This is a genomic window from Chryseobacterium sp. UF-81, from assembly GCF_058245105.1.
On the sequence record NZ_JBSIBX010000016.1, the window covers coordinates 38,040 to 51,883 of the forward strand.

Below are 13,844 nucleotides of genomic sequence, written 5' to 3' on the forward strand. Positions count from 1 at the left end.
CAAATAATTAGATGATAATATTAAGCTCGGAAGGCGGCGGAGGCAGCGGTGTGTTTTCTCCGGTTCCCTGTGATTTCCCTCCCATGGTGATTGAAGAACTTACCCATCTGAAAAATGAGGAAAGTGTAATCGCATCGGTGGTGTCCAGTTTTACTACATGATCTGTAAGCTCCTTCAGAAACTGCTCATCCGCTTTCGGACCTGCAGCGCAGCCTACAATAGCCCCGAATTCCAGATCTCTGATCACAGGAATCATCTGTCTGTATTTCTGGATATCAGATGGTTTTCCGTCCGTAAATATAAACAGCAGCGGCCTCCAGTCTTCTTTTTCATCCGGAGATCCTTTGACCAGCTCTTTTTTCACCAGATCCGAAACCATCTCCAGCGCTGCACCGGTATGGGTAGGTCCGCTGTCCGGACAGGTAATCTCCATTGGATAAAAACTGGCAAGATCGGTCAGAGGAATGATATTTTTAACTTCACGGTCAAAAGTGATCACACTCAGATGAAGGCTGTCCATTGCCTGCGGATCTGCGCGAAGCATGCTTATCAGCCCGTTAAATCCATTATTCAGTGCCTGGATAGGTTCTCCGTTCATAGATCCGGAAGTATCCAGTAAAAAGTATGCTAATAATCTCCTGCTCATGGTAAGACAATATTAATTCTGAAGCCGGCAGCGGAAGTTGAAAACTTCCCTGCCGGCTTGTAAGTTGATAAAAATTCAGGTTTAATTGCTGTAGGCGTATTGCTTCAGAATCTCAATAAAGTTATCCGTCTGATGAGGTTCTCCAATGGCGCGGAACTTCCAGTCGCCATTGTGACGGTATGCTTCGGCAAAAACCATGGCACATTTTCCGTTCATGCTTGCATCTCCTGAAAGGCTGTATTTTGTAATTTCTTTACCTTTGGCGTCTACGGCTCTGATAAAGGCATTCTCGATCATTCCGAAATGTTGGTTATTCTGTTTTCCCTGGTAAATGGTCACCAGGAATAATATTTTCTGATAAGTCTCGTCCAATTGATCCAGTTTAACGATGATCTGCTCATCGTCCCCGTCTCCGGCACCGGTTCTGTTGTCTCCCGTAAGCCATATATTGCCGCTTGGATGCTGCATAGAATTAAAGAAAACCACATCCCCCTGATACAAGGCGATCTGCCTGCCTTCATTGGTCTGTACTGTTTTTCCCAGATTGGCTACTTTACCGTTTCCGTCTAAAAGAAAAGCTACTGCATCAAGATCATATTCTGCTTCTTTACTGAACAGCTTTCCAAAGAAGCCACCCTGCTTTCTTACATCCCATCCCAAACCGATCGTTACTTTTGAAAGGTCGTAAACACTTTCTCCACGGTCATTTTTTCTTAAATCAATCGTCTGACCTTTCTGTAAATTAATTGCCATAGTTATCGTTTTTTTGTATTTGAAATATAATTATTTAATGATCTGTCCTTTGTAATATTTCTCAAGGAAAAAAGCCAGGTCTGCTCTGTATCCTATTCCTGAGGCCTCAAATTTCCAGCTTCCGTTTCTTTTGTACAGTCGCCCGAATTCTACTCCGGTTTCAATAGAGAAATCCTCATCCAGCTCATATTTTGCGATCTCCTGATTGGTACTGTTATCCACAATTCTGATGTATGAATTTCTTACCTGCCCGAAGTTCTGCTTTCTTCTTTCGAAGTCTTCAATGGTTACCACGAAAAGAATTTCTTCAGCTTTCGGATCTACTTTTTCAAGATCTACAATGATTGCTTCATCGTCGTCACCATCACTGTTTTTGCCACTCGGATCATCTCCTGTATGAGTCAGCGCACCATCGGGAGACTGCAGGTTATTATAAAAAACAAAACATTCTTCATTTATCAATTTTCTGTCGGAATCAATCATGATGGCAGAGGCATCCAGGTCAAAATCAAAACCTGTTCCTTCATTCGGGTCCCAGCCCAGTCCTATCGTCATTTTTGTAAGTCCTATCTCGATCTTCTGTCCTTTCTGTAAATTAATTGCCATAGTGTTTTAGATTATTAATTATTTTTTTGTTTAAGATAAATGTGATTTGTGGATTGACCAAATTTATTGATAAAAAAATGAATGGCATGCGGTAATGTTCCATTTTAATAGGGTTTTAACATAAAAAAAGTCCAATTAAAAAATTGGACCTGTATTATTAAAAGTTATTGTTGAACTTAGTTTTCAAATTCTTTATCAGAAACTGCTTTTTCTCTTGCTTTAGCCAGCATAGGAATAGAAATCAAGCCCATTACCAACATGATTGTGATCTGCAACGGAAGAGAAATGAATGAATAAGTCAATCCCATTTCGCCACCCAATTCTGCACTTTTCCCTACTGAGATAAACAATGCCATAAATCCATACTTCATAGCCAGATTAAATGCTCCAATCCCACCGCTGGCAGGAACGATCATTCCCAAAGTACCGACAACAATGATGAAAAAGCCGTCAGCAACAGTAAAATCAGAAGTTTCAGGAAGTGCAAAACACACAAGGTAAGCTGCAAAGTAATAACAAACCCATATTCCTATTGTATAAAGGATAAATTTTCCTTTTTCTTTTAGTTTAAATATTGTTGCTAATCCTTCGAAAATTCCGTCAATAAAATTAACAATCTTTCCCAAAAAAGGAACGTTTGCAAGTCTCTTTCTAAATACAAAAAACAGAACCATTCCCACTGCAAGTATCATGAGAATAATCAGAATCTTATTGGGAATCTTAATATCTGAACTTTTATAAAAAGACAGAATAGCATCATATTTAAAAAGCAATGTCAGCCCCAGAAATCCCAACATACAGATTAGGTCCACTACCCTTTCCAGAATAATTGTTCCGAAAGATTTATCCACCGGAACTTTTTCCACACCATATAATGCTGTAGCTCTTGCTACTTCACCGCTTCTCGGAATAGTAAGATTCATTAGATATCCGAAAGATATGGACCAAAGTGAATTTGAATTGGAAATTTTATGTCCCATCGGTTCCAGCATCAGATTCCAGCGTACCGCCCTGAACCAGTAAGCCAGTATACCGAAAACGGAAGCAAACAGGACCCAAAGATAGTTAGCTTTTGCCAGAGATGCCTTAATTACTTTAAAATCAAGACCTTTTAAGGCCAGCCATAAAAAAAAGCCTGCAAAAGCAAGCGATATTACTATTGTGAGTATAGATTTTAAAGGATTTTTTGATTTTTTCTCCATGGATCAGGTCAGAAGATTTGTTTTTTCATCCGGGAAAACGATTTTCGGCTGGAAAACTTTTGCTTCTTCAGGCGTCATCTGTGCATAGGCAATGATGATAATGATATCGTCTCTCTGTACCTTTCTTGCAGCAGGCCCGTTTAAGCATACTTCTCCGGATTTTCTTTTCCCTTTGATAACGTAGGTGTCAAAACGTTCCCCATTATTCACATTGACGATATAGACTCTTTCTCCCACTACCAAACCGGCAGCTTCTATAAGATCTTCGTCGATCGTTATACTCCCTATATAATTAAGGTCTGAGGCCGTAACCCGTACCCTATGGATCTTAGACTTGAAAACTTCTATTAACATTCTGCAAATTTATTAATAAAAATTAATAAATCGGGCTTTTGAAATCATTTTAAAACTCCCACAGGCCCAGGTATTTAATTTTATATTACACAAGCTTTCAGGCCATTATTTATAAAATCAACAAACATATCGGTAAAAATATTAATACTTTATACGTAATTTAGGATTTAATAAATACAGAAAATAATATTAATTTTTTGCTAAAGTCAATACTCATAAGCATTTGGCATGATTTTAGTGAGCGGTAACGTAGATTTTACGTGAAAAGTGAAATTATCATATTTTAACTGTTTTCATCAAAAAGCAAAAAAATTTTATAACTTTTAATAAAATAATTGCACAATTAGAAAATAGTATTATATTTGCTATAATTACGAACTAACTTAATATTAAAAATTATGAACAAGTCTGAATTAATCGACGCAATCGCAAAAGATGCAGGAATCACTAAAGTTGCAGCTAAAGCTGCTTTAGAATCATTCATTGGTAACGTAACTACTACTCTAAAGAAAAAAGACGGAAAAGTTTCTTTAGTAGGATTCGGTACTTTCTCAGTAGCTGAGAGAGCTGCTAGACAAGGGATCAACCCTGCAACTAAAAAACCAATTAAAATTGCTGCTAAAAAAGTTGCTAAATTCAAAGCAGGAGCTGATTTATCCAATGCAGTTTCTGGTGCTAAGAAAAAATAATCATTCAGATTAAAAAATTCAAAGGCTGTTTCCTAAGGAGCAGCCTTTTTTTATGGATATAAATGACTGTAAGCAGTCATCACAGGAAAAACAGTAATTCTGATACTTTAATTTTGGCTAAAGCCGTTTCATGTGTATAAAATTGAAAGCGGGCTAAAGCCCGCTCCTATTAATTTTAAATGATATTTTTCAAAATTAAAGAGATCAGGAATGTTCTTTGAATAAAAGACTATCAAATTCTGATAAATCTATCAAAACTCCCATCTTCCGGCATCCACTCTCTAACTTCTAATCTCTAATTTCCAGCTTCTAATTCCTATGGTGCCAATCTAGAAATCTTCCAGTCCAGATCTTCCAGCTGATAAATAATTCTGTCGTGAAGGCGGTTGGGTCTTCCCTGCCAGAATTCAATTTCGTAAGGTTTTGCTATATATCCGCCCCAGTTGGCAGGTCTTGGAACCTCACTGGTTTCGTATTCTTTTTCCAGCTCTTTTAATTTTTCTTCCAGAAATTCCCTGTTCGGAATCGCCTGACTCTGGGGTGAAACGACCGCTCCAAGCTGACTTCCTTTGGGCCTTGAATGGAAATATCCGTCACTCAGGTTTTCTGCAATTCTTTCAAGGTCTGCTTTAATAATGATTTGTCTTTCGAGATTAGGCCAGAAAAAACTGAGACATGCCTTATGGCTGTTTTCTATTGCTTTCCCTTTTCTGCTGTTATAATTGGTATAGAAAATGAATCCTTCATAAGTATATTCCTTGAGCAACACCATTCTGGTTCTCGGGCAGCCATCTTCTTCTACTGTAGAAACAGCCATGGCATTGGCTTCTGAAACTGCCGGGCTATTGCTGGCGTCGAGAAACCAGTCCCGGAACTGTTCAATGGGATTTTGTTTTATCTCACTTTCAATAAGTTGGGATTTCTCATACACTTTTCTTTTGTCGTGCAGGTTTTCCATAAATATTTTTTATTAAATTTGAGTATGAATTACTCATACAAAGGTAAAATATTAATTTCCACACCTGACATCTCCGGCGATATTTTTTCGAGATCGGTAGTGCTGATCGTTGAGCATAACGAAAGCGGGGCATTTGGTTTGATATTGAACAAAAAAAACAGCCAGATGAGTAGTAAGTTCAAAAACTTTTTTGATTTCAAAATAGAGGTATATGACGGCGGTCCTGTGGAAAACGACAAAGTCTTTTTTATCGTTAAGGAAAAGAAGGTTACCGAGATGTATTCTGAGATCAGCAAGGGGTTTTATATTACGGAAGACATTGAAAGCATTATCAGTGCTGTTCTTAATAAGGAATTAAGCATCCATGACGTGAAAATTTTCTCAGGATACTCAGGATGGTCTGCCGGGCAGCTTGATGAGGAGGTACAGAGGAGGATGTGGACCGTGGTAGATATTTATAATTTAGACTATACACTTCCTAATGACCAGACTCTGTGGAAGTCAATTATGCAGAATCTGGGCGGAGAATATCTGCTGTGGGCCAATTCCCCTGAAGACATCTCTCTTAACTAACTGATATTCTATTTCATACACTTTAAAACATTAACAAACTTTTAAGATTATGTTAACCAATTTTAAAGAAAGAATTCACGTTATTTGAAAAAAAAATTCACAGACATGAAAGGAATCAAATTACTTGCTTTATCAGCCTTTTCTGCTTCATTTTTATCATTTACCCCTATCAATAAAAAATATATCGTTATAGATGCCGGACACGGTGGAAATGATACAGGAACAGTCTATGAGGGATTCTCAGAGAAAGAGATTACCATAAATATTGCCAAAGAGATTAAAAAACTGAATGAAAATCAGGATCAGTATGAAGTAGTATTAACCAGGGATTCTGATACCTATCCTACTCTTCAGGAGAGAACTGATATGATCAACAAGCTGAACCCCGAAATGGTTATTTCTCTTCATATGAATAACAGCCCTCACAAAGAAACTACGAAACAAGGGACTGAAGTGTATATTCAGAATACTGACGGTTCAAAAAAACTTGCTGAAAAAATTTCCAAGAAATTTAATGTCGCTAAAATCGAGGAACGTAACCTCCATATGCTGAGGGAGACGAAAGCTCCTGCGGTATTGGTAGAACTTGGCTTTATTAATAATACTAAAGACAGAGAATATGTTACCAGCGAAGCAGGCCAAAAGGAAATCGCTCAAAAATTCACAGAGATCATCCGTGAATATTAAATAGAAACAATTTCTGATGTATTCAGAATAAAACCCGGTAAAGGACTTGGGTACTTTGTTGTTTACCGGGTTTGTCAATTTTAAAAACTATTCTTCCAGCTTTCCACCATTTCTATAAAACGGGAGCTCTCAAAAGTCTTATTTCTTATTTTACCTACAGAAAATATGCCTTTCTCATCAGAGATCATTAAAATCTCTTCTGCCTTTTGCGATTCAAAAGCTATTATCTCATGCTCCTGAACGTCTGCAAGGCTGTTTTTGTGTAAGAAAGTCACAAAATTTTCCATCAAAGGTGAGATGTATGCACCTTCGGACTGCTTAGGAACTTTGATCACATTTCCTTCTAAAAATAATAAATTTCCGGAAGTTGTACGGGCAATCCTTTTGTTCGGGTTAAGCAGGATCACATCATCCAGATCATTTTCTTCTGCATAAATGCCTCCGTAAATATTTTCCGGACAGTGAACCCTGATGTTGCTTAATAAATTATTATTTACGTTAATTTCCTTAATAAGATCCAGTTCGAACGGCCTCTGATGAACAGCAAGCACATCGTCTGATTCTGTCACTTCATAAAAATAAGATACGGAAGATTTTGAAACAGTCACCGCATCATTATTTCTGAAAACCTGAAAATTAATTATTGCGTTTTTTATTCCTTTGCCATCGATAACATCTTGATGAAAAAGTGTCTGAAAAAATTCCAGGGTATAGGTAAGCGGAATATTCATTCTCATTTTTCTCATGGAGGCCATTAGAAAGAAATAGCACTCTTCATCCATAATCAATCCTCCGTTTCTCACAAAGAAAGAAACCTTCACTGCGTCGCCCAAAAGGAACGCTCTGTTCTTTACATTTAATCCGTCTGATGTAAAATATTGATTTTCCAATTTTTGATGTGATTTATTTATAAAAAAATAATGAACGATAAATCGTTCATCAGTTTTACCATTTAAGTGTACGGCTTATGCCGCACCTAATTTTATTCTAAGGTTTTCTATAAGGTTTTCCCAATACAATGCATTTTCTTCTTCATCACCTTCCTCACAGAAATCTGTAATATTTAAAGCCAGGTCTTCCGTAATATCATCTATTGTGATAGTCATTTCAAAGAAATGTTTAGTCCCCTCATCTTCTTCCCATCTGAAACGAACAAAACCTTCAGGCTTATATCTAATCAAAGTTGCCTTTTCGGCAGGTCCTCCGCCCCAGCTAAAAAAGAAATCATCGCCTTTCTCTGTTACCTCATCCGCAAACCATTCAGATAGCCCCTCTGCCGTCGCCAGATATTCGTATAAAATCTCTGATAAACAATGCATTGGAAATTCGTAATGGACTTTATGTTTCGCCATATAATCTTTGTTTTTATCGTCCCGCAATATATAAATTAATTTTTTTATTACACTAAAAAGCAATTATTTTTTTAAATAATGTTCATGATATTTATCACAGCTTTTACTATTTTATGAATATGATTTTTCAGACCAAAAACTGCCATGTAACGCATAAAAAACTCTCCAAAACGGAGAGTTTTAGTATCTATTTTTCATTTAGAACATCCAGAATGATCTGGCATCCCTTTCTGATTTCGTCCATTGAAATGGTAAGTGGCGGTGAAATTCTCATATACTCATTTCTGTAGAGCTGCCAGAATACAATGAGGCCCTTTTCCATACATTTTTTAGCCACTTCAAGGGTATATTCCGGTGTTTCGAGATTCACTGCCAGCATTAAGCCTTTCCCATTGATATTTTTAATCTTTGGATGTACAAGAAGCGCTCTGAAGAGTTTTTCCTTTTCAGCGATTTCATTCATCAGCCCGCTTTCTAAAACTTCTTTCAAAGTAGCATAACTGGCGGCTGCGATCAGAGGATTTCCTCCAAATGTTGTAATATGTCCCAGCTTTGGTGAATGTGACAGAGTTTCCATAATCTTCCTGGAACTCATAAAAGCACCTACCGGCACTCCTCCGCCCATTCCCTTACCCATTACAAGAATATCCGGGACGATGCCGAAATGTTCAAAAGAGAATAGTTTACCGGTCCTTCCGAATCCCGGCTGGATTTCGTCGAGAATAAGAAGAGCTCCTACTTCTTCACATCTTTGTTTAAGCTTAATCAGGTAATTGTCTTCAGGGACTAAGAATCCTGCTGCTCCCTGAATGGTTTCCAGGATCACACAGGCTGCTTTCTCTGTAATTTTGTCCAAATCATTTTCATTGTTGAATTCTATAAAGCTGACCATAGGCAGCAACGGGCGGAATTCTCTTTTATGGGTTTCATTTCCTGACACACTTAATGCGCCATGCGTATTCCCGTGATATGAATTTTTAAAGGATATAATTTCTTCTCTTCCTGTATAACGTTTAGCCAGCTTTAGGCTTCCGTCGATAGCTTCTGCCCCACTGTTGACCAGATAAGTAATTTCCAGAGGATCTGGAGTGGCTTCTGCCAGAAGTTTGCATAATGCTACAGGTTTTTCCTGTGCATATTCTCCATACACCATTACGTGCAGGTATTTGTCTGCCTGCTCCTTGATAGCCGCCACCACTTTAGGATGTGAATGCCCTAAAGTATTGGCAGAAACGCCTGCCACGAAATCCAGATATTTTTTTCCATCTGTTCCGTAGATATAACTTCCTTCTGCTTTTTCAACTTCAAAACCTGCTGCAAATTTTGTGGTCTGTGCCTGATATATAAAAAAGTCTTTATGCATTTCCATTTCGCAAAAATTTTCAGCAAAGCTAAAAAAGATTCATCACATGCAGAAATTATCAGTCTTAATAAAAAAATTACCCTTAAAATCTTAAGAGTAATTTTTAAAAGTATACACAGTTATTACAATACTTTTTCGACTGTTACATAACTGTTGTTGATTACATTATAAGCAGTTGTTCCCCCTACTTCAGAAATAGCTTCTAAAGTTATATACTGCCCCTGAACCGCATACACTGAAAAATCAAGACTGATTTTTCTGATCGTGCCATCAAAATTCACTGCATTTTCCAGAAGCTGGAATCTTTTAGCATCATTAACATATAAGCTTGCTCCTAATCTACTACTAAATGTACCTGCAGCTCCTGTAAAGTTCAGGCTTACATTAATTCTGTACAAACCGCTTTGCCGGATATAAAGCCTGTTTAAATCTGCTCCAGTTGTAAGAACATTGGTTTTAAGCTTTAATGGATCCGCTAAAAAATTAGGCTTATCAATTAAGGAATTAATGGGGAGCATCACAGCCCCGGAGGTCGTATTCACAGGATTTATAGTAAATCTGGAAATATTATCAGATTCAATTTCGAAGGCTTTACTCCAGACAAGCCCGTCGAATACCATTACCTGGCCTGTACTTTTCACAAATATAAGCATGCCTCTTAGGACTTCTATCCTCGTAGCAGGAGCGTTTATTCCGGTGTAGGGTAAATCGGTAGGAGTTTCAACCGCAGGTAAGCCGAAACCTTTAACTCCGGTTGCTTCATTTGTATTTGTTATGTACATCATTACCTGATCATTACCGTTAGCATTAGAATCAGGATTGGGTATGTTTGTAAAGTTAACTTGCGCACTGTAAATGCCTAATGAAAACAAGAACAGGCAGAATATATATTTTTTCATCATTAATAGGCTTTAATTAAACGAGCTCCAATATATGAGTTTATAGAATTGGAATCTGTTCCGTATGCGGCAAGAGATCCCCCGGAGCCACCAATAGTGGTTATCGTCGGAACAACTCTCAGCTCAGCGCCAGCAGGTAAGGATATTGTTTGTGAAAAACTGGATGTTTTACTTCCCTGGGTGTCAATAATAAATATTATAGAATAATTACTTTTGGTAACAATAGTTTCCCAATCCGAAGCCGGCGTATATTTAACCTGTAGTGTCAGTTTAAATTCTGTAATACCTATCTGGGCACCAACGCTACCTCCTGTAAAACCTAAGGCTGCAGCTACGTCGTAAACTCCATTCTGTTTTATCGTCACTGAACTTGGATTTTTCAGGAGCAGATTATCAACAAGAACCTGGCTTTTATTATCCGGTGCAAGATAAACGGGTGCCCCTAAAGAAAGACATATTCCTAGACCAAAAGCTAAGCAGGGTATTGTAATTCCTGAAGAAATTCCCAATCTTGAACCTTTAGGCTGAAAAATTCCCTGTATCTGTCTTGCGGGATTCCATGCATAGCCGTCATACTTATAATACTGGTCATCAGCTTTATTATAGATAACCCCACCTACAAGATTAGGATAGTCACTAAAGAGATCCGGTGATGCAGCATCATATTTAGGAAAAGTAGTATACGTATTGGAATATGGAAGTATTGCTCCCCTGGTTCCGTCTTTTATTTTTAATATGTTCTGATTGCTGACAGTGTTGTCACCGATGACTACCTGTGCATTTAAGCCGCATTGAAATAAACACACTAAAATTAATATTATCCTTTTCATTTTATTGCATATTTATTTTTTCAACAATGATTTCTGACACTGCATTTCCTGTAGTATTCATTGAAAAAGACAATATATTTCCGCCAATAATGCCGGTACAGACCCCTGTTCCAATGTTCTGATTCCCATAAAACCTGAGTCTCAGATTATCACCTGCTTCAAAGCTGCCTATATAAGTAAGAACCAGTGACTGTCCTACATCAATTGCTCCCGGAGACAGACTTCCTAAGGATAGTGCACCGCTGGTGGAACTGGTGGTATTATTTGTAATAGGCCTCCATGTAGCAGGAGCTGCTGCAGTACTTGTTTCTAAATCAACCTTTGAATATAGATTAATTGTTACTCCTACGCATAGCGCCGGTGTTTTAACGTCTATAGCACCACTTTTAAAGGAAATTTTATACAGGCCTCTTGTTTTGATATTAATAATATTGCTTGTAGCTGATGCAAGAGCAACATCTGCCGAAATATCATTATAACTTGGGCTGGCACTGGTAAATGGAACATCAATTGCTCCTCCTGCCTGCGGGCAAAGCCTGTTTACACCTCCACACCCCAATCCACATGTTCCGCAATCAGCTGTTATGGCAGCACTTCTTATAAAGCGGGCCATTTTATTGTTCTTCAGGGCCGTTACAATAGGATCTGATATTTTCCATACAGTACCGTCATTCTGAACAATACTTCCTGTTTCTTTGTTAAAGATAATAGAAGCCTGGGTCCCGTTTCCTGTGGTACCAGCAGCAGATGTCGGCAGTACCGAAGCCGTGTTAGCCCTTGGCAATCTGGCTGCGTTATCATCCTGTTTTACATGTAAAAGTGATCTTGTGTCGGGTTCGAAAACTGGATTTTTCGAAATCCCAACCTGTGCGTTAATCCTTATAAAGCAACAAATAAGGACTAAGAGGAAATAGTCGATTTTCATTCTAAATTTTTTTTATCATTCTTAGGTTTAAATTTATGAAATATTATGACTTGGATCATATCATTCATTAAAAAAAAAATGTTAAATAAAAAAAGGAAAAAGAAAAACATAGATTTAAAGCGGTGTCTGGGAGCTAAGCAATCTATTATGATGATTGAAAAAACAATTATTTTACTCCGTTTCGTGCCATTTCCACATTTTTTACAGTAAAAAAAATCACCATTTTAATTCAAAAAATGGTGATTTCATGTTCTTCACTGAAAAATATTAAGGTTATTTCCGCACCCTTTTAGGTTTTTGGGCTTCTTCTTTAGCTCTCTCTTTGTCTATAGCTTCCTGAGCCTGATTAAAGAGCTCATTATCTGCAGAATATTTGATTTCTTCATAATTAGGACTGTCTACAAGGATATCCTGCCATTTTCTGATCCGGTCTTTGGTATTCCAATTAAAATCGGGGAACTTTCTTTTTTCCGGCTCTATTTTACTCATTGGGTAGGTATCTGAATTGGCACCTATACTGCATGATATGATCTGTAAGGCTCTTTCTTCAAATAAAGCTCCGATGATCCCGCAGGTAGAAAGGGTAATTCCTATTCTCTGAGGCTGCTTGGTTTCCTGATCTACGTCATCTACATAAACAATTGACTGTGCATTTCCTACGACTCTGGCTTCTTTAATATCATTATTCTCATAGTAAACGGTCATGAATTTACCTTTCACCTGGTTAAACTCATCTTTAAGGTTTAATGAATCTACTTTGCTGATCGCGAAGGCATTTCCAATGACTTTAAGTGAGTCTATATTTTCAGTCTTGGTATTAAAATAAGCTTCAACCTTATCTCCTGTTACCTGCTTTTCGCCACTCCAAAGAATGGGGTTGGTATACATATGCATGATGCCGTCTGTTTCATTGAAGGCGATGGAATCTGCTCTTCCCTGGGCATTTGATTTGAATATACGTGCTTTTTTATAAGCTCTTAAAAAGCTCTTCTTTACACTTATATCTGCTGAATCGGCCCTCTGGTAAGAAAGAATCTTTTCTGCAGCAAAGTAAATAGAGTCTTTTTCCATGATTTTAACAGCATAAGGACTGTTGGTCATCATGGCAGAATCTTTTTTCTGAAAGACTTCCCCGTAACCGCCTTTGATATATCTTTTTTCTATGGGATCATCGAGTGTAACGTTTCCGGTTGCTTTACCGAACCCGGTGATATTGTTAAAATACATATCATCCCCGGTAAGAATTTTGTCGTTATAAAAGATTCTGGAATTTTTGTTGAGGAAAGCTTCCTTGGTTTCCATTCTATAGGTTCCTCTTTCTGTATAAATACGGTTTTTAGGATTGGCCCGGTTGGTGATCGTAGTGGGTCCGAAAAATTCAGCGACCTTCGTATTTTGATTCTGTTTGATATTGGGACCTTCTATAATGTAATCCGGACTGTCAATTTTAACGTTTCCAACAAAATCGATCATTTTGGTATTGAGAAAGTAGGTCGCAGATTTGGTATACATTACATTCTGCGCATCCGAAATTGTTCCTCCGGTATTGAAGTAGGCCTGGTTGGCCAGCCTGTCGTAATACAGAATATCGGTTTTTATGGTCTGTTTCGGATCGGTAAGAACAACATCTTTTTTAGCGACACCTTTCTGAGTAACCCCATTGTACTCCATTTCATGGGCAGTAATCACAGAGCCGTCAGCATTTTGAAGTCTGGCATTACCAATAGCTTTTACAAGACTCTGATCGTTATAAAGAATAACTTCGTCAGCATAGAGGACAGATCCCTGATGCTCGATCTGAACGTGGCCTACCATGTACTGGTTTCCTTCATACTTGGTGTCTTTTTTAAATTCATCGGAATGGATGATTTTCACCTTATCTTCGGGTCTTACTGCAGGCGAAGGTTTTCCTTTATTTTGGATATAAGGATCCATCTGCGTGGTTTTATTGTCCTGTGCGGAGCTGAACGCAGAAATAAAAATTAACAGAAAAAGGATTATTCTCAT

General features: G+C 37.9%; 16 protein-coding genes. 3 read left to right on the forward strand and 13 right to left on the reverse strand.

Annotated elements, in window-relative coordinates; translation table 11 throughout:
- Positions 1–7: 7 nt before the first annotated feature.
- From AC4IFE_RS18735 to panD, 5 genes are all read right to left on the reverse strand, one after another.
- Positions 8–646, reverse strand: a complete 639-nt coding sequence (locus AC4IFE_RS18735) for a vWA domain-containing protein (protein ID WP_490758649.1) — start codon at positions 644–646, stop codon at positions 8–10.
- A gap of 81 nt (positions 647–727) precedes the next feature.
- Positions 728–1,399: a TerD family protein gene (locus AC4IFE_RS18740; protein WP_490758650.1), complete on the reverse strand. Its 672-nt coding sequence runs from the start codon at positions 1,397–1,399 to the stop codon at positions 728–730.
- 30 nt (positions 1,400–1,429) lie between these two features.
- Positions 1,430–2,005, reverse strand: coding sequence for a TerD family protein (locus tag AC4IFE_RS18745; RefSeq protein ID WP_111956392.1), 576 nt, complete (start codon positions 2,003–2,005; stop codon positions 1,430–1,432).
- Between the two features lie 176 nt (positions 2,006–2,181).
- The gene (locus tag AC4IFE_RS18750) at positions 2,182–3,207 is read right to left on the reverse strand and encodes a lysylphosphatidylglycerol synthase transmembrane domain-containing protein (protein ID WP_490758651.1); all 1,026 of its coding nucleotides are present in this window, start codon (positions 3,205–3,207) and stop codon (positions 2,182–2,184) included.
- A 3-nt stretch (positions 3,208–3,210) separates the two neighbouring features.
- Entirely contained in the window at positions 3,211–3,561 is a 351-nt protein-coding gene (gene panD / locus AC4IFE_RS18755) for an aspartate 1-decarboxylase (protein WP_034706528.1), read from the reverse strand.
- A gap of 398 nt (positions 3,562–3,959) precedes the next feature.
- Here panD and AC4IFE_RS18760 point away from each other — a divergent pair, with 398 nt between their 5' ends.
- Entirely contained in the window at positions 3,960–4,250 is a 291-nt protein-coding gene (locus AC4IFE_RS18760; protein WP_002976900.1) for an HU family DNA-binding protein, read from the forward strand.
- 316 nt (positions 4,251–4,566) lie between these two features.
- Here the strand turns inward: AC4IFE_RS18760 and pdxH are convergent, their stop codons facing one another.
- The gene (pdxH, locus tag AC4IFE_RS18765) at positions 4,567–5,208 is read right to left on the reverse strand and encodes a pyridoxamine 5'-phosphate oxidase (protein WP_490758652.1); all 642 of its coding nucleotides are present in this window, start codon (positions 5,206–5,208) and stop codon (positions 4,567–4,569) included.
- A 24-nt stretch (positions 5,209–5,232) separates the two neighbouring features.
- On the opposite strand from pdxH, the gene AC4IFE_RS18770 reads away from it, so the two are divergent.
- Both AC4IFE_RS18770 and AC4IFE_RS18775 read left to right on the forward strand, forming a co-directional pair.
- Positions 5,233–5,781, forward strand: a complete 549-nt coding sequence (locus AC4IFE_RS18770; RefSeq protein ID WP_490758653.1) for a YqgE/AlgH family protein — start codon at positions 5,233–5,235, stop codon at positions 5,779–5,781.
- A 105-nt stretch (positions 5,782–5,886) separates the two neighbouring features.
- Complete coding sequence (locus AC4IFE_RS18775; protein ID WP_490758654.1) at positions 5,887–6,468, forward strand: N-acetylmuramoyl-L-alanine amidase family protein; 582 nt, start codon at positions 5,887–5,889, stop codon at positions 6,466–6,468.
- 80 nt (positions 6,469–6,548) lie between these two features.
- Here AC4IFE_RS18775 and AC4IFE_RS18780 read toward each other — a convergent pair whose 3' ends face one another.
- The 7 genes from AC4IFE_RS18780 to AC4IFE_RS18810 form a co-directional block, all read right to left on the reverse strand.
- A complete protein-coding gene (locus AC4IFE_RS18780) occupies positions 6,549–7,358 on the reverse strand; it encodes an aminotransferase class IV (protein ID WP_490758655.1) in 810 nt (269 codons plus the stop codon).
- Positions 7,359–7,433: 75 nt separating this feature from the next.
- A complete protein-coding gene (locus AC4IFE_RS18785) occupies positions 7,434–7,820 on the reverse strand; it encodes an START-like domain-containing protein (protein ID WP_490758656.1) in 387 nt (128 codons plus the stop codon).
- A 187-nt stretch (positions 7,821–8,007) separates the two neighbouring features.
- On the reverse strand, positions 8,008–9,183 hold the full coding sequence (locus AC4IFE_RS18790) for an aspartate aminotransferase family protein (protein ID WP_490758710.1): 1,176 nt from the start codon (positions 9,181–9,183) through the stop codon (positions 8,008–8,010).
- A 122-nt stretch (positions 9,184–9,305) separates the two neighbouring features.
- Positions 9,306–10,082, reverse strand: coding sequence for a hypothetical protein (locus tag AC4IFE_RS18795; protein WP_490758657.1), 777 nt, complete (start codon positions 10,080–10,082; stop codon positions 9,306–9,308).
- Between the two features lie 2 nt (positions 10,083–10,084).
- Positions 10,085–10,912, reverse strand: coding sequence for a hypothetical protein (locus AC4IFE_RS18800; protein ID WP_490758658.1), 828 nt, complete (start codon positions 10,910–10,912; stop codon positions 10,085–10,087).
- A gap of 1 nt (position 10,913) precedes the next feature.
- Positions 10,914–11,837: a hypothetical protein gene (locus AC4IFE_RS18805; protein WP_490758659.1), complete on the reverse strand. Its 924-nt coding sequence runs from the start codon at positions 11,835–11,837 to the stop codon at positions 10,914–10,916.
- A gap of 273 nt (positions 11,838–12,110) precedes the next feature.
- Positions 12,111–13,844: an OstA-like protein gene (locus tag AC4IFE_RS18810; protein WP_490758660.1), complete on the reverse strand. Its 1,734-nt coding sequence runs from the start codon at positions 13,842–13,844 to the stop codon at positions 12,111–12,113.